General features: G+C 41.5%; 20 protein-coding genes. 12 read left to right on the plus strand and 8 right to left on the minus strand.

Annotated features, from left to right (window positions below):
- Positions 1-310 precede the first annotated feature (310 nt).
- The 5 genes from BM100_RS16920 to BM100_RS16940 all read left to right on the plus strand — a co-directional run bounded on the left by BM100_RS16920 (position 311) and on the right by BM100_RS16940 (position 5,555).
- Positions 311-2,824, plus strand: coding sequence for an outer membrane usher protein (locus BM100_RS16920; RefSeq protein ID WP_244590712.1), 2,514 nt, complete (start codon positions 311-313; stop codon positions 2,822-2,824).
- Positions 2,825-2,952: 128 nt separating this feature from the next.
- The gene (locus BM100_RS16925) at positions 2,953-3,711 is read left to right on the plus strand and encodes a fimbria/pilus periplasmic chaperone (protein ID WP_092513075.1); all 759 of its coding nucleotides are present in this window, start codon (positions 2,953-2,955) and stop codon (positions 3,709-3,711) included.
- A 62-nt stretch (positions 3,712-3,773) separates the two neighbouring features.
- Entirely contained in the window at positions 3,774-4,352 is a 579-nt protein-coding gene (locus BM100_RS16930) for a fimbrial protein (protein ID WP_092513077.1), read from the plus strand.
- Positions 4,353-4,421: 69 nt separating this feature from the next.
- Positions 4,422-5,261 carry an MrpH family fimbial adhesin gene (locus tag BM100_RS16935; RefSeq protein WP_092513079.1) on the plus strand — a complete coding sequence of 280 codons (840 nt, stop codon included), beginning with the start codon at positions 4,422-4,424 and terminating at the stop codon, positions 5,259-5,261.
- Positions 5,262-5,279: 18 nt separating this feature from the next.
- Positions 5,280-5,555: a helix-turn-helix domain-containing protein gene (locus tag BM100_RS16940; RefSeq protein WP_092513081.1), complete on the plus strand. Its 276-nt coding sequence runs from the start codon at positions 5,280-5,282 to the stop codon at positions 5,553-5,555.
- A 373-nt stretch (positions 5,556-5,928) separates the two neighbouring features.
- Here the strand turns inward: BM100_RS16940 and BM100_RS16945 are convergent, their stop codons facing one another.
- From BM100_RS16945 to BM100_RS16965, 5 genes are all read right to left on the minus strand, one after another.
- Positions 5,929-6,543 (minus strand): tyrosine-type DNA invertase, encoded by a 615-nt coding sequence (locus tag BM100_RS16945; RefSeq protein ID WP_092513083.1) that lies wholly within the window; start codon positions 6,541-6,543, stop codon positions 5,929-5,931.
- 494 nt (positions 6,544-7,037) lie between these two features.
- The gene (gene carB / locus BM100_RS16950) at positions 7,038-10,262 is read right to left on the minus strand and encodes a carbamoyl-phosphate synthase large subunit (RefSeq protein WP_092513085.1); all 3,225 of its coding nucleotides are present in this window, start codon (positions 10,260-10,262) and stop codon (positions 7,038-7,040) included.
- 17 nt (positions 10,263-10,279) lie between these two features.
- Entirely contained in the window at positions 10,280-11,440 is a 1,161-nt protein-coding gene (carA, locus tag BM100_RS16955) for a glutamine-hydrolyzing carbamoyl-phosphate synthase small subunit (RefSeq protein ID WP_092513087.1), read from the minus strand.
- Positions 11,441-11,876: 436 nt separating this feature from the next.
- Positions 11,877-12,698, minus strand: a complete 822-nt coding sequence (gene dapB / locus BM100_RS16960; RefSeq protein ID WP_092513089.1) for a 4-hydroxy-tetrahydrodipicolinate reductase — start codon at positions 12,696-12,698, stop codon at positions 11,877-11,879.
- Between the two features lie 153 nt (positions 12,699-12,851).
- Entirely contained in the window at positions 12,852-13,844 is a 993-nt protein-coding gene (locus BM100_RS16965) for a LysR family transcriptional regulator (protein ID WP_092513091.1), read from the minus strand.
- Between the two features lie 94 nt (positions 13,845-13,938).
- Between BM100_RS16965 and BM100_RS16970 the strand changes: the two genes are divergently transcribed.
- Positions 13,939-14,586, plus strand: a complete 648-nt coding sequence (locus BM100_RS16970) for an alanyl-tRNA editing protein (RefSeq protein ID WP_092513093.1) — start codon at positions 13,939-13,941, stop codon at positions 14,584-14,586.
- Positions 14,587-14,787: 201 nt separating this feature from the next.
- Here BM100_RS16970 and BM100_RS16975 read toward each other — a convergent pair whose 3' ends face one another.
- The gene (locus BM100_RS16975) at positions 14,788-15,693 is read right to left on the minus strand and encodes a LysR family transcriptional regulator (protein ID WP_092513137.1); all 906 of its coding nucleotides are present in this window, start codon (positions 15,691-15,693) and stop codon (positions 14,788-14,790) included.
- 118 nt (positions 15,694-15,811) lie between these two features.
- Between BM100_RS16975 and BM100_RS16980 the strand changes: the two genes are divergently transcribed.
- The 5 genes from BM100_RS16980 to BM100_RS17000 all read left to right on the plus strand — a co-directional run bounded on the left by BM100_RS16980 (position 15,812) and on the right by BM100_RS17000 (position 20,342).
- A complete protein-coding gene (locus tag BM100_RS16980; RefSeq protein WP_092513095.1) occupies positions 15,812-16,987 on the plus strand; it encodes an MFS transporter in 1,176 nt (391 codons plus the stop codon).
- A 220-nt stretch (positions 16,988-17,207) separates the two neighbouring features.
- Positions 17,208-17,882 carry a GNAT family N-acetyltransferase gene (locus tag BM100_RS16985; RefSeq protein ID WP_092513097.1) on the plus strand — a complete coding sequence of 225 codons (675 nt, stop codon included), beginning with the start codon at positions 17,208-17,210 and terminating at the stop codon, positions 17,880-17,882.
- A 108-nt stretch (positions 17,883-17,990) separates the two neighbouring features.
- Positions 17,991-18,653, plus strand: coding sequence for a GNAT family protein (locus BM100_RS16990; RefSeq protein ID WP_139216982.1), 663 nt, complete (start codon positions 17,991-17,993; stop codon positions 18,651-18,653).
- A 150-nt stretch (positions 18,654-18,803) separates the two neighbouring features.
- On the plus strand, positions 18,804-19,481 hold the full coding sequence (locus BM100_RS16995; protein WP_139216983.1) for a hypothetical protein: 678 nt from the start codon (positions 18,804-18,806) through the stop codon (positions 19,479-19,481).
- Between the two features lie 159 nt (positions 19,482-19,640).
- Complete coding sequence (locus BM100_RS17000) at positions 19,641-20,342, plus strand: hypothetical protein (protein WP_092513103.1); 702 nt, start codon at positions 19,641-19,643, stop codon at positions 20,340-20,342.
- Positions 20,343-20,932: 590 nt separating this feature from the next.
- On the opposite strand, the gene BM100_RS17010 is transcribed toward BM100_RS17000, so the two are convergent.
- Positions 20,933-21,304, minus strand: coding sequence for a helix-turn-helix domain-containing protein (locus BM100_RS17010; protein ID WP_244590711.1), 372 nt, complete (start codon positions 21,302-21,304; stop codon positions 20,933-20,935).
- A 302-nt stretch (positions 21,305-21,606) separates the two neighbouring features.
- Positions 21,607-22,161: a TetR/AcrR family transcriptional regulator gene (locus tag BM100_RS17015; protein WP_092513107.1), complete on the minus strand. Its 555-nt coding sequence runs from the start codon at positions 22,159-22,161 to the stop codon at positions 21,607-21,609.
- Between the two features lie 189 nt (positions 22,162-22,350).
- On the opposite strand from BM100_RS17015, the gene BM100_RS17020 reads away from it, so the two are divergent.
- Positions 22,351-23,517, plus strand: coding sequence for an efflux RND transporter periplasmic adaptor subunit (locus BM100_RS17020; RefSeq protein WP_092513109.1), 1,167 nt, complete (start codon positions 22,351-22,353; stop codon positions 23,515-23,517).
- Positions 23,518-23,522 lie beyond the last annotated feature (5 nt).

The following is a 23,522-nucleotide window of genomic DNA, read 5'->3' on the forward strand; positions in this document are numbered from 1 at the left end:
TTAAACGGCTGTGAATTGAAACTCTTTTTTAGTGTTAATTGAAGTCTATGTTTTTTCGGATGGCTATATTCGGGAAATCACACATTCAGACATACATGCAGGCTTGGCACTATCAGGCAGTAATTAAATTCAAATTGGGTTATTAGCGATTCATCGCTTAGAGGATGTTATGGCTTGGTTTATAGCTTCTATGAATCATGGTTTTTCGACTGTTAATAAAAAAATATGCAGTAATAGAAAAAGAATATTTAATAAAAATTACATGCTCAATAAACAAAGAATAACTAATAAAACAAATGTGAAGCCCCTGATGCCCGGAATCAAGCCACTTTCTGCCCTGATACTATTTTCGCTATTCGGTATCCAGTTTGCTTATTCTAACCCCATCGAATTCAATACTGATGCGCTGGAACTCAATGAACGCGGCAATATTGATTTGGAAAAATTTTCCCGTGCAGGTTATATCATGCCGGGGAACTATATGATGGCTGTTCGGGTAAATCAGTCTGAATTGCAGGATATGTATCCTATTGATTTTATTGTTCCGGATAATGACCCGAAAGGCAGTGAGGCTTGTGTTTCACCAGAATTGGTGAAAAAAATAGCCCTGAAATCAAAGTGGGCCGGCAAATTAGTTTGGCAGAATAATGAAAAATGTCTTGATCTGAATAGCTTGCCGGGGATGTCAGCCAAAGGGGATTTGAGTACCTATACCCTGTATTTAATTGTTCCTAAAACTTATCTGGAATATGAATCATCGGATTGGGATCCTCCTGCCCGCTGGGATGAAGGAATTCCGGGGCTATTGTTTGACTATAACCTGTATGCGCAGGCAATCAGACCTGAGCATGACAACGCCAGCCAGCGAATCAGCGCAAATGGTACGGCAGGCATAAATGCTGGCGCGTGGCGCTTCCGTGCCAATTGGCAGGCCCAGTATGATCACACAAACACTGGGAGTTCGGATAATACAAAACGCCGCAGTGTCAGAAATTGGGACTGGAGCCGTTACTATCTGTATCGTGCGCTTCCCACTCTAGAGGCTAAGTTGACTCTGGGGGAAAACTACCTTAATTCCGATATCTTCGATAGCTTCCGTTATACGGGGATCAGCCTGGCAACAGATGAAAATATGCTGCCACCCAATTTACGTGGCTATGCCTCTGAAGTCACTGGGATCGCGAGAACCAATGCCAAAGTTACCATCAGCCAGATGGGAAGAGTTCTGTATGAAACTCAGGTTTCTACAGGTCCATTTCGTATTCAGGATCTGAGTGATGCTGTAGCAGGGACACTGGATGTCAGAATTGAAGAGCAGGATGGCGGTGTGCAGGAGTTTCAGGTCGATACGGCAACGGTTCCTTTCCTGACACGCCCCGGACGTGTGCAGTACAAATTTATTGGCGGGCAATCCACTAATGAAAAACATCGCCGAGAAGGCCCGGCTTTTGGTCTGGGAGAATTCTCATGGGGGATCAATAACGGCTGGTCATTATATGGCGGATTCTTGGGAGCGGGTGACTATAACGCCTTATCGCTGGGGGTTGGTCGTGATTTGCAGATGTTGGGTGCATTGTCGTTTGATGTTACAGAATCAAGAGCAAAACTGCCGGGAGAAAACAAAACGTTTACGGGAGGATCTTATCGCCTTCGTTACTCGAAACGTTTTGAACAATACAACAGCCAGATGACATTTGCCGGATATCGTTTCTCTCAGCGTGATTTTATGACTATGGGACAATACGTTGACCGCCGTTACCGCGATATATCTACCGAGGGTGGAAAAGAGCTGTATACCATTAATTTGAACAAACAGTTCAATGATATAGGATTGTCCACCAGTTTCAGCTTCAGCCACCAAACTTACTGGAACAAGCCAACGAATAACCGCTATGACCTTTCCATATCTAAACATCTGGATATCGGACGTCATAAAGGGATTTATGTCAATTTATCAGCTTATCGAAATAAATTTAACAATAAAAAAGACGATGGCATGTACCTGGGTCTTTCCATTCCTTGGGGAGAAAGCGGGACTGTGAGTTATAACGGATTGGTGAATAATCTGGGTAATGGACATACAGTAAGTTATTTCAATCGAATTGATGATCGTAATAACTATCGTATTTCAACGGGTGTGAATACATACGGAAGAGCAACGGTAGACGGTTATTACACCCATTATGGTGATGAGGCTCTGGTGACTGCCAGCGCCAGCTACCAAGCCGGCAATAATACTACAGCGACACTGGGTTTACAGGGCGGAATGACTGCAACCAGTAAAGGCGTCGCTTTGCACCGTACGAACGTATCCGGGGCAACCCGTCTGATGGTGGATACCGAAGGTGTACGGAATGTGCCTGTCCAGACATTCAGTTCTTCGGTTCATACTAACTACTTTGGCAAGGCTGTACTGGCTGATGTGAACAGTTATCACCGCAATACTGCAAACATTGATCTGGATAAATTGCCGGATGATGTAGAAGCAATACGTTCGGTTCAATTGGCAACATTGACTGAAGGCGCCATTGGATACCGTAAATTTCAGGTTATATCCGGGCTTAAGGCGATGACAATCATCCGCCTGCCTGATGGTTCGTTTCCGCCTTTTGGTGCATCCGTGACAAACGCAATCCAACGGGAGATTGGCATTGTTAGTGATGATGGATATGCCTACCTGACTGGAATAAACAAAGGTGACAAATTGTGGGTTCATTGGGATGGTCAGACTCAATGTGAGATGACGTTGCCAGATGATATCTCGACAGAGTATTCAACCGCATTTTTGTTGAACTGCCAGCCTTCAAATGGAAATAATAAATAAGAGTAAATAAAAAAACCAAAAAATAGGTTTTTTATAGAACATTATTTTAATTTTCAATGCGGCAATGTCGAACTTAATTGACAGCAGTAATACATGTATACGTTTTTTAAGTATGAGCTAATAACACTATGAAACTGAAAAAAATTCTAATGATAGCCGCCGTAACGGTAACAAGTTTAATGTCAATGAATCAGGCAATGGCAGCGATAGCATTAGATCGTACCCGGGCTATTTTTAACGGCAATGAAAAATCTGTCAGCTTGAATATTGAAAATCAACATCCTGATTTACCTTATTTAGCGCAGGCATGGCTTGAAGATGAAAAGGGAAATAAAATCAACAGCCCATTTGTTGTTGTTCCGCCTGTTCAGCGTGTTGAAGCTGGAATGAAGAGCCAGATTAAGATTCAGGTACTACCCGCTGTAGCACAATTACCGCAGGACAAAGAAAGCCTGTTCTATTTCATTGTGCGTGAAATTCCACCACGCAGTGAAAAGCCAAATGTTCTGCAACTCGCGATACAAACGAAAATTAAGATGTTCTACCGCCCGGATGCGGTTATTGCGCGTCGTATCGATCTTGAAAACCCGTGGCAGGAAAAACTGACGTTAACCCGTCAGGGAAATCAATATTCAGTGAATAATCCAACGCCGTATTACGTCACGATTGCAGAAGTTCAAAGTGAAGTTAAGGGTAAGCCAGTCAAAGATTTTAAACCATTAATGCTGGCGCCTAACAGTAGTGAAATATTGGGTGGAACGGCCAGCGCATTCGGCAATAATCCCGTCTTGACCTATGTCAATGACTATGGCGGACACCCGCGGCTAGTTTTTAATTGTAGTGGCGATAGTTGTGCAGTGGCAAAGGCTATGGATGAAGAGAGCTGATTAGCTTTGGTGATCATAAAACAGGTTTCACCCGCTCATAATGAATTTTAGGATAAATAATAATGAATTCGTTAAGTATAAAGCTCTCTGAGTATACGCTGAAATCATTAATTCTGTCGGCCTTGTTCCTTTTGGGAGTGAGCGGTCAACAAAGCGCTTATGCACAAGATAACCTGCGCCAAAATGTTAGAATCACGATGACGGTTCTTGCCTCTTCCTGCGTGATTAAACCAGAAGATAAAGCGATGGAAGTGGATTTTGGTAACATTAACAGCCGGGATCTTTATTTGCATCACCGTACACAAGGCCAACAATTCCGCCTGCATTTGGAGGAATGTGATTCTAAAGTAGCCCAGAAAGTGAAAATTAAGTTTTCCGGGCAGGAAAGCAAAGAGCAGCCGGGATTATTGGCATTCAATTATGGCAGTAGTGCTTCTGGCGCGGCTATTGGTATGGAAAAACTGGATGGCACACCACTTCCTGTTAATAAAATAGCCCAATTTGCGCTGGCCAGTACGAATAATGATCATGTTATTCCGTTTCAGGCATATATCAAAGCTGATCCCAACGCGCTTATGCGAAATAAAATTGGTGTAGGAGAGTTCAATGCAATGGCAACTTTTGAGCTCAGTTATGAATAGCGGTACCGGTTTCTTGTGTGATTTCCGTGATATTAAATCCGAGTTTGAGGCTATTTAGGGAAATAAATTATGCGCCATATTAAAATGTCATTAATGAAGTTATCGGCACCATTATTTTTCTTAACTGCTTCATATGCCTATGGCGGGGCTTATGTCATGCCGGTCAATACGACGATATCGGGCAAACAAACCATTACTACAATGGAAATTGTTGAATGGACAGAAGACGAAGGAATTGAGAACCCTTGTTATAATCAGCCGCAGTGCTATGTTGGCCCGGATGTCCAATATAACAATGGCAGACAGCCGGGTATGTATGGTTCCTGTATTGATTCAAAGGTGTGTCTGACTGATGCACATAAATACCGGACAACCGCAGAAGTCATGCGAGCTTATAAAAGCCAGCTTGGGATCCCTAAGCGTGTAACATTTCCTATCATTACTGCGGATGCACAGTGTGTCGGCTTGTTTTACACTAGACAGATATCATCAGGATATGGTGCGGCACAAAAATTTCCTAATTCAACCTGTAATAAATTACCGCCAATAAACCAGAATTGTGAGCTTAAAGTTCCTACTGAAATTGCTTATGGTGAATTAAAAGCCTCGGAAGTTAACAACGCAACCCGTTCTATTAATGGCGAGTTTAGTTGCGCGCTTTCTAGCAACAAAATAATGTTGCAGGTTAAATCAATTAATAATGAGTCCAAAGTTTATCTCGATACTAATAAGCAAATTTATTCGACATTACAAATTGACGGAAAAAACGCAGCAGATGGAGTGAATGTTATCGCTAAAGGAAAATATATTCCTTCCACTTTCACTCTGACGTCAATACTGAACACATTGACACCACCGAAAGCCGGTAAATATGAAGGCACTGCAATAGTTTATTTAACTTATCTATAAATTGAGAGTAAAAACATCATGCACGTCAGTATGCTGGTAGGAAAAAGAATCCAAATAAAAAGAAAAGAAATTGGAATGACTGCCGCAGGGCTGGCAGAAAAAATTGGAGTGAGCCATCAGCAATTGTCACGTTATGAACGAGGAACCAATAGAATTAGCTTAGAACATTTAGTTTCTATAGCTATCGCCTTAGATACACCCGCCGATTGGTTTTTGGAGGACTGTTTCACTCCCCCAAAGGTTCACATGAATAATCAATATGCCTGTGTAGCGGAAACAATATTGGGTTTCTAAAAAGCGAAAAATAACGTGTTAGTGTTTCAAGCCATTCCTGTTTAGGAATGGCTTTTTTGTTGAATTTTTCATCGGAAAAGAGGCGCCAAAAAACGTCCAAATGGTTAACAATTAGTACCAAACTGTTAACCACTGTTTTTTCCCCTTTTTTTACCTTCCCCCATCTTCATTCAGCCCGAAAAAATCAATACAATGCATTGATTAGTTTGTAAAAAAATTCTACCCAATCTGAATATCATTTCTTGCGCTCTCCTCACTGTCATTTTCATAATTTTTAAAATATTTTTTATAAATTCAAATTGCTCGATTTCGAAAGATTTATAAAACACACAGTTAAATTATGTTGGAATAATAACCTGTTAATATATCAAAATTAAGTTTTATCATCCTCGGTTAACAGTTTGGTACTAATTGTAGACAATTTTCGTTTTCCATTTTCCTGCCATATGGTTTCGAAGCGACCCGCATTACTCGCGGTGTAGCGGACAGTATGGCGAATATTTCGGTGGCCTAAATAGTCCTGAATTAAACGGGTATCGACACCATTGTCCGCTAGAGCGTAACCGCAAGAATGTCGTAACATGTGCGGATTCGCGCAAACCGCTAAATTAGCCTTTATACTCGTTTGTCGAATGATTTTATAAAACTGCTGGCGTGACATTCGCGCACCGGTTCGTGACAGGAACAGCCAGTCACTTTGATCGCTGTTTTTGTAGCGTTGGCGCAGGGAAAGCCATTGCCGTATTAGCTGAATTTCACGTGTTACCATGGGATGAACTGTAGAAAAGCCATTTTTCAGGCGTTCCACACGTAGTTTTTTTTCCTCCAAATCGACATCAGACAGTTTTAAACCAAGTAACTCAGAGACCCGAAATCCATGAATAAAGCCCATAAATATCATGCAGGTATTTCGTTCGGCATGAGGGTGTTTTTCCAGTTCCTTAAGCAAGATTTCAATTTCTGAGTGGGTTAGGTATTTACGTTTCATGATGATGTTTGACACAGTATTCGACTCCCTATGGTTATCAAAATATGGTTATCAAAGATACCTACTATGATTGTTGCTGATTATTTAAAGACTGCAATAATTAAAGTGTACTCTAAGTGCCGCTACTGATATCCCGCCTCTTTGAATACGATGACGCTCATATGAAATAAAAAATAAATGCGTGTTCCTGCTGACTAGGGGAATTTTTCAAAAGAAAAATCAGCCTTAATACAATTATTAACCATAATTCGATTGATGGGATGACAGAAATTCGTGATTGGCAAATGTGGGTATTTAGTGGGGCGTTAATTATTCGGATTGGCAGCTTTGCGCATTGAGATAATTAAAAAAGCAACGTGGCTTATAAGGGCATTATATTTAATCACCAGCCACATAATTATTTATGCGGCTGGGGGCTTACTTCCAAGATAAAAACGCTTCGAAGACAAAAGTACGCCTAAACCAAATGGATTAGGACGTACAATTGTTTGGATTTATTTGACGATCTTGGCATGCATTTCTTGGACAGAAATCACCTGCTCTGTCGGATTTGCACTGAGTGCCATTGTTGTTGCAAAACCGCCATTCAGGGTAGTGTCATAGTGCACTTTATATTGCAGTGCGCTGCGACGCAGCAATTTAGAATCTTCAATCGCCTGACGGCCAGCGGTGGTATTGACAATGTAGTCATATTCACCATTTTTGATTCTGTCCTGAATATGCGGACGTCCTTCATGAACTTTATTCACCAGACGTGGGTTAATGCCTGCTTCGCCCAACACAACGGCTGTACCGTGAGTCGCATCCAACTCAAAGCCATGATTGAGCAACTTAGCCGCCAAATCGACAACGCGTTCTTTATCCCCTTCGCGTACAGACAGCAATGCCCTGCCTTGTTTGCGCATGGTGGAGTTACTGCCCAACATCGCTTTTGAGAAGGCTTCGGCAAAAGTGCGGCCAACACCCATGACTTCGCCTGTTGAGCGCATTTCAGGCCCCAGGATTGGGTCAACACCCGGGAATTTATTGAATGGCAGCACCACTTCTTTTACAGAGTAGTAAGGTGGAATGATTTCTTCAGTCGCACCTTGCTTGAGCAGTGATTGGCCAGCCATCACACGTGCAGCGACTTTCGCCAGTGGCAAACCGGTTGCCTTGGAAACAAAAGGTACGGTACGTGCTGCGCGAGGGTTCACTTCAATCAGATAGACTTCGTTGTCTTTCACGGCAAATTGGACGTTCATCAAACCACGGACACGCAGTTCAAAGGCCAGTTTTTCTACTTGCTGGCGCATAACATCCTGAATTTCCTTGCTTAAAGTATAAGCCGGCAAAGAGCAAGCGGAGTCACCGGAGTGAACACCGGCTTGTTCGATATGCTCCATGATGCCGCCGATCAAGACGCGTTCACCGTCACAGATAGCATCGACATCAACTTCAACCGCATCATCAAGGAAGCGATCCAGCAGAACAGGTGCATCGTTGGAAACACTCACTGCCGTCTGGAAATAACGACGCAGGTCGGATTCGTCGTAAACGATTTCCATTGCGCGTCCACCCAATACATAAGAAGGACGAACGACCAGCGGATAACCCAATGCATTACCTTTTTCAATCGCTTGTTCGATAGTGGTTACGGTCGCATTAGCCGGTTGTTTCAGGCCAAGGCGATTGACCGCTTGCTGGAAGCGTTCACGATCTTCTGCACGGTCAATGGCATCAGGGCTGGTACCGATAATTGGTACGCCTGCGGCTTCCAATTCACGTGCCAGTTTCAGCGGAGTTTGACCGCCATACTGAACAATAACGCCTTTTGGCTGTTCAACACGAACGATTTCCAGTACGTCTTCCAGTGTGACAGGTTCAAAGTAAAGGCGATCAGAAGTATCGTAATCTGTCGAAACCGTTTCTGGGTTACAGTTGACCATGATGGTTTCATAACCATCTTCACGCAGGGCCAGTGATGCATGAACACAGCAGTAGTCGAATTCAATGCCTTGCCCAATGCGGTTCGGGCCACCGCCCAATACCATGATTTTCGGCTTGTCGTTGTTCGGGTTCGCTTCGCATTCATCTTCGTATGTGGAGTACATGTAAGCAGTATCGGTGGAAAACTCTGCCGCACAGGTATCGACACGCTTATAAACCGGATACAGGTTGTAATCGTGGCGCAGTTTGCGAAGTTCTTTATCTGAGACTCCCACCAGTTTTGCCAGATGGGCATCGGCAAAACCTTTGCGTTTCAGGTGACGCAAGAGATCAAAATTCAGGCTATTGATACCTTGTTCCGCCACTTGCTCTTCCAGGCGGATCAACTCTTCAATTTGTACCAAGAACCAGCGGTCAATGTTGGTCAGATTGAAGATGCCATCAACGGACATGCCTGCGCGGAAAGCGTCAGCGACATACCAAATACGTTCAGCACCCGCACTTTTCAATTCACTGCGGATTTTGGTCAGGGATTGTGGATCATCCAAACTGATTTTAGGATCAAACCCTGTTGCGCCAACTTCCAGACCACGCAAGGCTTTCTGCAAAGATTCCTGGAAAGTGCGGCCAATCGCCATGACTTCACCAACAGATTTCATCTGAGTTGTCAGGCGATCATTGCTGCCAGCGAATTTTTCGAAATTGAAGCGAGGAATTTTCGTCACGACGTAATCGATGGAAGGCTCGAAAGAAGCAGGAGTCCGCCCGCCCGTGATGTCATTCATCAGTTCATCAAGGGTGTAGCCAACGGCCAATTTTGCCGCGATTTTCGCAATTGGGAAGCCGGTTGCCTTGGAAGCCAGCGCTGATGAACGGGATACACGCGGGTTCATTTCGATAATGATCAGGCGGCCATTTTTCGGGTTCACCGCAAACTGTACGTTTGACCCCCCAGTTTCTACGCCGATTTCACGCAATACCGCCATCGAGGCGTTACGCATGATTTGGTATTCTTTGTCTGTCAGTGTCTGTGCAGGCGCTACGGTGATGGAGTCACCGGTGTGGATGCCCATCGGGTCGAAGTTTTCAATCGAGCAAACGATAATGCAGTTATCGTTTTTATCCCGCACCACTTCCATTTCATACTCTTTCCAGCCAATCAATGATTCATCAATCAACAGCTCATTGGTTGGGGAGAGATCTAAACCGCGTTCGCAAATCTCTTCAAATTCTTCACGGTTGTAGGCGATACCACCGCCAGTTCCACCCATAGTGAAAGAAGGGCGGATAATACAAGGGAAGCCAACGTCTTCAGCAACAGCCAGCGCTTCTTCCATAGTATGTGCAATGCCGGAGCGTGCAGTATCCAAGCCGATTTTTTTCATCGCCTTGTCAAAGCGCTGGCGATCTTCTGCTTTATCAATTGCATCGGCAGTTGCGCCAATCATGGTGACGCCAAATTCTTCCAGTACGCCCTGACGTTCCAATTCCAGTGCGCAGTTAAGGGCTGTCTGACCACCCATCGTTGGCAAGACGGCATCCGGGCGCTCTTTTTCAATGATTTTGCGCACGACTTCCCAGTGGATTGGCTCGATATAAGTCGCATCTGCCATTTCAGGGTCGGTCATAATGGTTGCTGGGTTTGAGTTCACCAAAATGACACGATAGCCTTCTTCACGCAGGGCTTTACATGCCTGTGCGCCGGAGTAGTCAAATTCACATGCCTGACCGATAACAATTGGGCCAGCGCCTAAGATCAGGATACTTTTAATATCAGTACGTTTTGCCATTTTTTATTTTCTCCTGATTATTTGCTGTTCTGGTCTTTTGTCGGACGGTACTGTTCAATTAACTCGATGAAGTGATCGAACAGAGACGCTGCTTCATGTGGGCCTGGGCTGGCTTCAGGGTGTCCCTGAAAACTGAATGCAGGTTTGTCAGTACGATGAATGCCTTGCAATGTGCCATCAAAGAGTGATTTATGCGTTACGCGCAGGTTGGCAGGCAGAGAACTTTCTTCCACTGCGAAACCGTGGTTCTGCGCGGTGATCATGACAACATTGCGATCCAAATCTTTCACTGGGTGGTTGCCGCCGTGATGGCCAAATTTCATTTTCACGGTTTTTGCGCCACTGGCCAGCGCCAGCAATTGGTGTCCCAGGCAGATGCCAAATACAGGAATTTCAGTATTCAGGAAGGTTTTAATTGCTTCAATAGCATAGTCACATGGCTCTGGATCACCAGGGCCGTTGGACAGGAAAATGCCGTCCGGCGCCATTTTCAGTACTTCATCAGCAGACGTTTTTGCTGGCACAACAGTCACGCGGCAACCGCGGTCTACCAGCATACGCAGGATGTTGCGCTTAACGCCAAAGTCATAGGCAACAATGTGGTAAGGCAATTCTTGCTCTTGGCGGGCTGCGGGCAATCCATCCTTTAATGTCCAGCTTCCCTGCATCCACTGATAAGTTTGGGCCGTTGTTACTTCTTTTGCGAGATCCATACCTTTCAAGCCGGGGAATGTCTTGGCTTTTTCCAGTGCAACTTGGGCATCTGCCTCATTACCCGCGATGATGCAGCCATTCTGCGCCCCTTTTTCTCTCAACAGGCGAGTTAGTTTGCGTGTATCGATATCAGCGATGGCAACAATATTATGGCGTTTCAGGTAATCAGACAGATTTTCTTCACTGCGGAAGTTGCTGGTCACTAAGGGTAAATCACGAATGACTAAGCCTTGGGCTTGAATGGCGGGGGATTCTTCATCAGCGGCATTGATGCCGACATTACCAATATGGGGATAAGTAAGAGTAACAATTTGGCGGGAATAGGAAGGGTCGGTAAGTATTTCTTGATATCCGGTCATTGAGGTATTGAAGACCACTTCTCCAACAGCCACACCTTCTGCACCAATGGCGCGACCGTGAAATTGGGTTCCATCTTCCAGAACCAATATAGCTGACTTAATCAAAACGCCCTCCAGAATGAATAATCAGTCAAATATGATGCATATTAATTCATGATTGGTGGGAAAAATCAATACAAATCATGAATATTTGACAAAATTTTGGCAAATTGCGCGCATTCTAATGATGGGAAAGTAGATTGTCTACAAAAAATGGTATTTTTATTAGCTTTTTTACAACTTTCAATCACACTTTGAGTAAATGCGGCTGAAAAAAATAAGGAAAGTGGGCATGGTTATCGATTAATGTATGAGAAAACTTAAAAACGGGAAAAAAATGCGGCTTTTTTCTCGATTTTGAATAAAAGATGTCAAAAAGACATCTTATATATGCATAAATAGCCTTTAATGTAATATTTTGATGATTAGATAAACATGATTGTGTAATTACGTAATTAACTATAAATAATTACGTAATTACAAGTAGTTGTATATTTGATTATTAAATATTTTCTAGATTTAAAACATCTTTCATGTTGTAAAGACCCTGTTTTTTATCTTTTAACCAAATTGCCGCCTTAATTGCGCCATTTGCAAAGGTCATACGGCTTGAAGCCTTGTGGCTTATCTCTACACGTTCACCGATATCTGCAAAAATGGCCGTATGCTCCCCAACGATATCACCAGCCCGTATGGTGGCGAAACCAATGCTTTTGGGATCGCGTGCACCGGTATGGCCTTCGCGGGCATAAACGGCGCAGGTTTTAAGATCCCGTCCCAATGCATTGGCGATGGATTCACCCATTGCCAAAGCGGTGCCTGATGGGGCATCAACTTTATGCCGATGGTGGGCTTCGATAATTTCGATATCGGTGTGTTCTCCCATGATTGTTGCGGCTTTTTCCAGTAACTTGAGTACAAGGTTAACGCCGACACTAAAATTCGCTGCAAATACAATGGGTATTTCACGGGAAGCATCTTCAATGGCTTGTTTTCCGGCATCATCAAAACCGGTTGTACCAATGACCACGGCTTTGCGGTATTGCCGGCAAATGGCGAGGTAGGATAACGTGCCTTCTGGAAGGGTAAAATCGACCAATACATCAAAGTGGTCAATAACATGATGCAGATCATCATGGATGATCACACCATTTTTGCCGCTGCCGGCTAATTCCCCGGCATCTGTTCCCACTAATGAGGAACCGGCTCGTACCAAGGCCGCACCAAGTGTCACGCCATCCAGTTGCTGGACAGCCTGAATAAGATTACGTCCCATGCGCCCACTCGCGCCTACGATAGCAATGCGGATATCTGTATCGGCCATATGATTCTCTCTGTAAATCATTTTCAGTTGAGGTAACAAAGGAAATTGTTTTACAGCTTAACTGTCAGGAGATGGCTGCGCCAGAGTTATAGTCCGGCAATTAGAAAAACAGGGATCAGGCCGGCAGTTATAAAAAATGCTAACTGGCAGATTTCATTTTGTGGCTTTTCCCACTTCAGGCAACTCGTAAGGCTGAACGGTATAGTGCTTATCTGCGCTTTTATCCAGAATAACTTCTTGGTGGAGACGTTCGGCCAGAAATTCTATGAATACACGAAGTTTCGGAGGCAGATGCCGTGTTGGTGGATAAAGTATCCAAAGTTCACCGGAATAGTTGGCCTTAAAGCTCCAATCAGGCAGCACTTGCACTAACTGCCCTTGTTGTAAGGCATGTTTGGCGGTGAAGTAAGGTAAACTGCCAATGCCGATATGTTGTAGCACGGCATCGAGCCTGACCCCAGTATGATTGGCAGCATAGCGGCCATGAATATTGACGGTGGCAATTTTGTTGCCTTGGGCAAATTTCCAGCGTGAATCGCCCGGCTCTTCTCCAAGGTAGATACAGCTATGCGCTTTCAGATCGTTTGGATGTTGTGGCGTGCCATGTTTTGCAAGGTACTCAGGCGTTGCACACAGCATATGCCAAATATTCAGCAGGCGGCGCCCCATAAGGCCAGAAGGAGGCTGATTGGTAATTCGTATAGCGAGATCAACATGATCGTCGATTAAATCGACATACCGATCATCAAGTCGTAAATTTACATCGACCTTGGGATAGTGCTCAAGGAAATCAGGTATATGAGGATGAACCACAAAACGCCCTATTGCTTTAGGGACGCTGACTCGGACTAATCCTTGCGGTTCAGGGCTGAAATTCCCTGATATCGCCATGACTTCTTGAGCGGCACTCAGCATCTCCAAGCAATGCACATAAACTTTCTTCCCGCCTTCGCTTAACCGTAATTTACGAGTTGTTCTTTGCAAGAGGCGAGTGCCGAGTGCTTTTTCCAGCCTGGCAACAGAACGGCTAATGGCGGAAGGCGTCGCAGCAAGCTGGCGTGCGGTTTCAGAAAAACTGCCTGTCTCAACGACCTTCGCGAAAATAGCCATTTCCCGCATTAAATTTATCGTGTTATTTGTGCCCATAAATCAAAAGTTATTTGAGTTTTCGATGGATTATCACAATTGGGTTTATTTAATACAATCAGGGGGAATTTGTGAATACCTGAGAATATTAATTATGTCTGAACGCCTTTATTTATCCCACTCAGTATTAACAGCGGAAGTTGAAATTATAGATTGTATTTTATGTGATGACGGACGTTATGCAGTTCAATTGAAAACAACGCCATTTCATCCTCAAGGAGGCGGGCAACCCAGTGATATTGGCTGGTTGAATGATGTGGAAGTGATTCATGTCACACTGGAAAATGACAGAATAATCCATTACACAGCACATCCAGTAAATACAGGCATTGCTTTTGCCCGTGTTGATGAGAAACGTCGTCGGTTACATTCACAATTACACTCTGCTGGGCACCTTATCGCCCACATTGTCGAATGTTTTGGTTGGCAACCCATTAAGGCCCATCATTGGCCTGAAGAATGCAAAGTTACCTTTAAAGCCGGATCTGATGCCCAAGGCTTCTCAATTGAAGCGCTGCAAAAAAAATGTGATCAATTTATTTCTGACGATTTATCTTGCCAAATTATTATGCGTAACGATGGATATAGGGAAATCGGATTTGGTGAATTCAGACCTTATCCCTGTGGTGGAACACATGTGTCATCATTAGGGAAAATTAACGGGTTGAGAGTTCTGTCCATACAAGAAAAAAAAGGTAAATTATCAGTGAAATATGACGTAGTGAGCGGATTGTCATCATAAATTTATTTTTCTCTTTTCAAGATATTCAACGGCAATGAATGCGTTGGGGGTTATTGATATCCGTTGTCTTTCAAATTGCCTCTTTGCTGGTTAGGGTTATCTAGAACATAGCGACCTAGAAAAACAACTATCCAGAAAAGAGGTATTTCCACATTTTTTCGACCTTGTATTAGTCTTTGGCCGTCAAATTAATATGTAACATCATAATTGTGGGCGAATAATTCGCGGACTATGCTGTTTGATAAAGTCAATGAAGCAATGCAACCGAGGAGAAAGCGCTTGATGACGGTAATAAACAGCATTGATAGGTTGCTTATGATTATACGTTGCTCCTGCAAGGATTTGCCGGAATTCACCGCTTTCCCGCATGTCATGCGTCATAAAATCTGACAGACAAGCAATGCCCACGCCTTGACGTACAAGGCTGCACTGGATTTCACCACTGCAAGTTGCAATTGTCGGTGTGATTTTGAGGCCTTTTTTCTCTCCCTGATACAGCGGCCATACATTCAATGATTCTGGAGATGTGAAACCCAGTAAACAGTGCTGCTGCAACTCCTCTACGGTCTTCGGCTCACCAAAGCGTTGCAGATAAGTCGGACTTGCCAATATGCGTAACTGGCTATAACCCAAAAGAGTGGCGTGTAAGGACGAATCAGCCAGAGGCCCGATGCGGAATGCAACATCAGTTTGTTTTTCAAGTAAGTTGGTTATGCCTTCATGATTGGTCAACTCCAGGGAAATTTGCGGGTAAATTTCATGAAATTGTGCAATAAGCGGATTAATGACATGCAGGAGAAATGGCGTAGAGGCATCTACCCGCAATGTGCCGGAAGGAACAGTCTGGCGGGTAAACAGTAAGCCTTCAGTTTCTTGTGTGAGCTTGGTAATTTCTCGCGCTTTTTGCAAAAAAAACGCACCTTCTTCGCTGAGTTTCATCCGGCGGGTTGTACGATAAAGTAAAGTAATCTCCACTTTCTCCTCCAGTCGCGAGAGGGTGCGGCTGGTTGCAGAAATCGTAGAGTTAAGCCACTTCGCCGCTTCGGTGATTGAACCACTATCGACTACCGCAATAAAAACCTGCATTTCTTCAAGAGTGATTTTCATTTTTGCATTTTTATCAAATATTTTTTGCTGATTATTAGCCATTTCTGACAAAAAGAATATGACAGAATCCGCCAAATTCAATAGATGAATAAAATTACTTAATAGATGGAGATTTTTTATGCGCTCAAATACCGCGCTATTATCATTGGCAATTGGTTCTTTTGCTATTGGTGCCACGGAGTTTTCCCCAATGGGAATGTTGCCGGATATCGCTTCCGGCCTGTCTGTATCTATTCCTACCGCTGGTACATTGGTGATGGTATATGCGTTGGGCGTGATGCTGGGGGCACCATTCATGACGTTATTACTGATTAAACGTTCACCCAAAACAGCGCTGATTTTCCTGATGAGCATTTACACAATAGGAAATATCCTTTCAGGATTGGCAACAGATTTCACCTTCTTAATAATTGCGCGTTTTATTACCAGCTTGAATCATGGTGCATTTTTCGGTATCGGCGCATTGGTTGCTACGCGGGTGGTCGAAAAAGGTAAAGAAGCCAGTGCGATTGCCAGCATGTTTATGGGGCTGACTATTGCCAATATTTGCGGTGTACCGTTGATTACTTGGTTATCGCAGGTGATAGGCTGGCGTGAAGCGTTTTTGCTGATTAGCATATTGGGTATGCTTACTATGGCGTCATTGTTGCTGACTCTTCCCAATAATATGCAAGGGCAGCCATTGAATCTGAAAAAGGAGCTGCTGGTCTTATCAAGGCCCAAGGTGTTGGTTGCATTATTGAGTACTATCATTGGCTCCAGTGCGATGTTCACCCTTTATACTTATATCGCTCCGTTTATGATAACTGTGGCACACATCTCAGCAGCACAAATCAGTATTATGCTGCTATTGGTCGGAATCGGATTTACATTCGGTAATTATCTGGGCGGTATCATGGCGAATCGTTCTATTCTCATGACACTTTTTGGCCTTTTCACATTGTTGACTGTCAGCATGATATTGATTCCGTTGATCGGCGTTAACAGTATCAGCGGAGGCATTATGTTAGTGATATGGGGCGCAGCCAGCTTCGGCATCGTTCCCCCATTGCAGTTAAAAGTGATGCAGGTTGCTTCTGAAGCTCAGGCATTGGCATCATCTGTTAATATAGGGGCGTTTAATTTGGGAAATGCCATTGGAGCCGGAATAGGAGGCAGTGTGCTTTCACTGGGATTTGGCTATCCAGCGGTTAGCTATGTTGGTGGGATTATTGCATTATTCGGCCTGATATTGCTGATAATCACAGCCGAAAAACAAATGCCAATGAATGAAGCCTGTCCAGAAGATGCATGATAGGTAACAACCTCTGATGTAACTTAATTTATTGATAATATTTTCGCGGCTTTTCTACGATCTCTTTGTTGACTGCATTTATTCGCCCCGGTATATATTTTTATAATTATATACTGGGGTTTATTTCTTTTTATTAATATTGAAATTAATGAATTAAGGTTTATTTATGTTTTATGGATGTCAGTTCTTCTAATGACATGATTAAAACTGGAGATGAATAATGTTTAGATCAAAGTCATTTGACATGCATAGGCCTATAGGCTTTGGCAGTTTGTCCAGAGCCTGTTCTATGCCAAATATAAAGATAACAATGCATGATGCAAGAATGTCTTTAGTCGTGAAGGAAGTTGATAAAAATAAAGCGCAGAAAAATGTTTCTACGATCCTTTACGAAAATATGCTTAACAAAGATTGGTTGTATGAAGAAACCTCTGAACCACCTGATTCTTTTCAACAAAAATGGAATGATCGGTATGATGAATCACGTAGGGCTTTGGTAAATATATTAGAAGAGATAAGTCGTGATATTAGACCACGGCAAAAATTAGAAAAAGACATACTGTACTTTATTGCCTATTTTCGAGGGGTTCCTGTAGGCGCTTTATTGCTTTATGCTGATGGTGGATCTAAGGGAGCAAGTTCAATTGAACATATGGCAACTCATAGCGGCATTAGGGGGTGTGGTGTTTTATTAATAGAAGCCGCGATAAATAAATTACTACAATTAGGAATGAGTGGTAAGGTACGCACTATTGCATCGACAAATGAAAATGCAAGGGCATATATTAATATGGGATTTCGTCACATAGATCAATATGAATTAATTCTTAGGCCGGCTAAGAGGAATGATAAATGGAATTTTATTGATGGTCATTATAAATATATAGGATGTTAAATAACCATTCACTGAGTTAATGAAATTAAATAATTAAATCTCATTTTTATGTTAAGTTATTCTTCTGGCTTATTAATGTGGATAATTTTTAATTGGAAGTGATATGTAATGTTTAGATCAAATTCTTTTAATATTAATCGTTCTTTATATTTTGAACATTTATCCAGAGTCCGTTCTATGGACAATATAAAGATAAACGCATCTGATATCAGGATGTCTTCGGTCGTAAAGGAGGTTGATGTAAAAGAGGCAGAGAGAGCTATTGCTAAGATAATGAACGAAACTATGGTTAAAAAAGAGTGGGAAATCTCAAGTTGTGATATGTCACAACCAAATTGTAATGTTCGGCTCTATTCTTCATATGAAAATTTTGAATATATAATGGAATATACTAAGCGCTATTATGCTCTTAAAGAGAATCAAAAAAATGATTTCTTATTTTTTATTCTTTATTTTCAGGGCATTCCGATGGGGGCTTCACTGCTTGAACTTAACACTGGGATGGAAGGTTCTGAAATTATTTCTTTGGTAACGCATTGTGCTGCCCGTGGATTTGGGTTTTTGTTAATAGAATTTGCATTAAATAAACTATTACAATTAGGCATGAATAGTAGGCTAAAGCTGGAGCCAGTGTTTGGTTCTATACCCGCTTATACCAAGATGGGTTTTGAGACATCAGGAGGAAATGGAACCTATTACTATCTTGATCCTGCCAAGAGGGGTGATAAATGGCAATTTATTAATGGTTGCTATCAATATAGGGTATGTTAAGTTAACATTCTGATATTAATTACACGTGCTTTTTCAAGCGAATAATTTTAGAGAAGCAGCACTGAACATTATGATTTATATTTAAATGATTAAATTTAATTGCCATTAGTTTATTTCCTTGGTTATTAATTTATTTTAATTGGGAGCTGAATGATGTTTAGATCAAATTCTATTAATAATAACCGTTCCTTAGGCTTTAATCATTTGTCCAGAACTACCTCTATGCCTAATATAAAAATAAACGTACCTGATGCCAGAATGTCTTTAGTCATAAAGGAAGTTAATGCAAATGAGGCAAAGAGAGCTATTAATATAATAATGAACGAAACTATGCTTCAAAAAGATTGGGAGTATCCAATCTATTCTGAGACGTTTGATGAACCTCAACTAAATTGGAATGATAGATATAATTCTTCATGTAAAATTTTTTCACACATAGGTAATTGTGCTAAAATTTGTACTGAATCAGCACAAGGAGCAGAAAACGAGTGCTTGTTCATTCTTGCTTATTTTCAGGGAGTTCCTGTAGGTGCATTACAACTTAAACTTAAATATGAGCAAGGTTGGTCCGAAATTGCTTTTTTAGCCACTCACTGTGGTCTTCGAAGTTCAGGGTACTTATTAATAGAATTTTCCATAAATAAAACTTTACAATTAGGAAGGAGTGGTAAGCTGAAATTAGTTTCACTACCTGAAGCTAAATCCGCTTATGCCAAGATGGGATTTGATACATCAGGAGGTAATGGAGCCTATTGCTTTCTTGATCCCGCTAAGAGGAGTGATAAGTGGCAGTTTAATAATAGTTGTTATAAATATATCGGTTTCTAGGTTAGCAGATTGATATTAATAACACGAATCTTTCCGAAAGGTTAGTTTTTGTTTAATAACATTAATCATTGATACTTACATTTAACTAATTAACTCTAATTTTTATATTAAGTTACTTTTCTTGCTTATTAATGTAATTAATTTTTACTTGGAGTTTTTATGATGTTTAGATCAAATTCTTTTAATATTAATCATCCTTCATTATCGGGTTCTTTATCACGTTCTAAATCCGTTCCTGATATGGGGTTAGCTTCATTTGATATCAGAATGTTCATAAGAAGTAAGGAGGTGAGTGCGGCGGAAGCTCGCAATGCCGCAGATCTGATTTTGACAAAGACTATGAAGGATTCAGAATGGCCTTGTGATATGAAGGCCGAGCTATTGGATGATGAACAAAAGAGATGGAATGATAGATATCATAATGCTTATGGCATTTTTAGGACTATAGATATCAATTTTACTTATTTTGATGATTTTGGAAAAGAGGCAAAATTTTTTGTTATTTATTACAAAAATGTTCCGATAGGAATATCAATGTGTACGCCTAAAATGGATCATGTTCCTTCCTTACTTGAATTAGATTATTTCGGGCTTCATTGCGGTATGCGAAATTGTGGCTATTTATTTATGGAATACATGGTAAACAAGTCCCACGAGCTCGGATTAAATGGGAGATTAAAAATTTCTCCAATAAAAGGAACTGAACGGTTCTATATTAATATGGGATTTGCTCCATTCAATACAGTCCTTGATAATGCGGAAGCTAAACCATCAAAAAGTGATAATTTATTGTATTTAAACCCATCGGAGAATTCAAAGTGGCATATTATAAACGGCAAATATAAATATATTGGGTGTTGAATAAATATAATGAGTTATTGGTTATCTTCATCCTTTACTTTTATCCTATCCACAGCAATTTCTTGGCAGAAGCGTTTGATCAAAAACGCGATGGACACACTAAGGTTTGGTGGTAGATATCGTATTGGTGGGTAGAGTATCCAAAGTTCACCAGTATAGCTGGTTTAAAGTTCCAATCAGGCAGGATTCGTACTAACTGTCCTCGCTGTAAGGTATGTTCAGTATTATGTTGGTATTGGCAAGAGTGGGATCCACATTGGGTAACTATCTTAGCGATATCATGGCAAATTGTCCTTTGTCCATGGTACTTTTTGGTCTTTTCACGTTGTTGACTATCAGCATAATATTGATTCCATTGATCGGTATCAATAGTATCAGCGGAGGTATTGCTGCTCATCACTGTCGAAAAATGAATTCCAGTGAATGATGTTTCTGGGGATCTTCCCTTTGTTGCTTAGACTGTAATGAATTAAATTTTATTTATATCTATTTTCTCCATAAATATAAATCATTTTAATACAATAATGTTACTCCCGAGTATTAGTTTGTTGGGAAAATAAATAAGCAGTTATGAAGGTATAATTTATTTTTCACTCTTTATTTTCAGAAGGTAAACTGATTTTTTGTAATCTACAAATCGACTGCTTTCTGTACATGGATGGTGTTATATTAAATTGTTTTTTGAAAGCTCTACAGAGTGATTGCTGTGAATCATATTCATACCTTATAGCAATATCCACAATGTTTTCACGAGTAAATTGCAAAGCTAGAGCAACACAAGATAGTCGTCTGGAGCGAACATATTCCCATAATGCAATACCAGTTTGTTCTTTAAATATTTTTTGGAGATGCCATTTAGTATACCCGGATCTTTCAGCAATAATTTTTATTGATAATGGGGATTCTAAATTTTCTTCTATCCAAGAGAGAGTATCCTTCACAATATTTTCATGAAACAGCATGCTTTCTCCTTAAATTATTTGATGTTTATCATGCAATTCTATAAATTTTTGATATAACCTATCCTTTGAATTTATATAATCAAATAATAATTAAATAAATTTTTAAGATAGTACGAAATTAAAAACTCTTAGTTGAAAGTCAGTCCCTGTAGTTAAAACATCGTTTAGATAAAAATTAGGAATAGTAGCAAGATAGGACGTAGATATTTTTTAAAATCCCTGATTATTTTTCTAAATGTCAGGAGTTTTACAACATCTATCCTATCTGTACACCATTAAGGTAGCCCATATTTTAAATATTATTACTCTTGCTGTAGAACCCCCTGCAAAAAAGTAATTTCAAGCATGTTGATTAATCCAACTCTTGCGACACGCCCACGTCGTTCTGCTTCAAAAAGCCCAGCAAGCATGTTGATCCAAAGTTCAGACATCCCAGCTGCGGTGATATCAATACGAAACACTCCAATCTCCTGTCCTCGAAGAAAAAATCTATCCATAGGGACTAACCATTTAGTTTCTGTTGAATAATCGATTGAGCTTGTTGTATTCCAAAAATGAACAATAAATAGAAGTAGTTCCTGATTTTCCAGGCATTTTTCGGCTAGGTTCCGGAGGGCTTCTTTTGGCGGGCAATCTTGGAGCAAGGTAGTGTGAATGGCATCACTAAGCGTATCAATAGCATATTGCCCCAATTGGTTAATCAGTAATTCACGAGTTTGGCAAAAGCGGTACAGTGTGGCTTTACTGATATCACAAGCCTTTGCTAACTCCTGAAGGTTAGCTCTCTGATTTTCAACTAATGCTATAGCTAATAATTTAAGTAATTTTCTATCATCAATTTGTATTGTTTTTGTCATGAGTAATTATCTTCTGTAATTAAGCGCAATTGAAAAATAAATTTCTGATCGCCGTAGGTGACTAAGAAACATAATCATAACAGCACTATTTGCATCATTCAAGACTCAAATGAATCAATGTTGATTCATTTGATTTGAGTGTGTATCATGCTGCATTTCTTATTCATAAGAAGTGTTAGGAGACAGAAGATGGGAATGTATTATCACTGGCCGAAAAATCTATCAGTCGTTGCTTTAGTATCATTTGCCTTATTGGCTGGTTGTAATGAACAAAGGGAATTAACAACAGCGAGTAATGTTGAACCTCTGGTAGATGTTATTACTCTTACGCCGACAAATTTGATGTTTTCAAGTGAATTACCAGGCCGGGCTGATCCTGTTCGTGTTGCTGAGGTACGGGCCCGTGTAGCTGGGATTGTATTGAGCCGCCATTTTGAAGAAGGTTCTGATGTTAAAGCCGGGCAAGTCTTGTTTCAGATTGATCCGGCTCCTTTAAAGGTTGCATTATCGCGAGCTCAGGCACAACTTGCTAATGCTGATGCAATACTAACCGAAGCTCAAGCCCTAGTTAGACGTAGCCAACCTCTGATAAAAATCAATGCCATAAGCCATCAGGAATTTGAATCATTCCAAGCTCGCTTAAAAATAGCACAGGCCGCGAAAATGACAGCCTTGGCCGATGTTGCTACCGCGCGCCTAAATTTGGACTACTCTACGGTTAAAGCACCTATCTCTGGCCGTATTGGTCGAGCACAGGTAACAGAAGGCGCTTTAGTTGGACAAGACAGTGCCACACCGATGGCACTTATCCAGCAACTTGACCCAATATATGTTGATTTTCAGCAACCTGTGGTTGAGTCCCAACGCTTACACACAGCGCTGGCTAACGGTAGATTAACCCAAGATCAAAATAATGGTGAATTGCTTTCGATAACGTTGGATGGCAATGGATTGAAACGTGAAGGGCGCTTACTGTTTTCTGATATTTCAGTAGACCGGGATACAGGTCAAATGGCTTTAAGAGGACAGTTTGCTAATCCTGACGGTATGCTTCAACCTGGAATGTATGTCAGGGTAAATATAAATCAAGGAATGGATAAATCCGCTATTTTGGTCCCACAACGTGCTGTTCAGCGTACTGCAGACGGTAAAGCCAGTGTTTTAGTCGTAGACTCACAACACATTGTTCAGAGGCGGAATGTGGAAACAGGAACAATGAAGGGTAAGCAATGGCATATCATTAAGGGACTGGAAAAAAATGAACAGGTAATTGTAGGGGGAATAGCCTCAGTACAGCCCGGAATGAAGGTACAAATACAAGAAACTAAAGCCACCGATACCTTCGGGACAAAATGAGGAAT

The sequence above is a fragment of the Xenorhabdus mauleonii genome (assembly GCF_900113945.1).
GTDB lineage: Bacteria > Pseudomonadota > Gammaproteobacteria > Enterobacterales > Enterobacteriaceae > Xenorhabdus > Xenorhabdus mauleonii.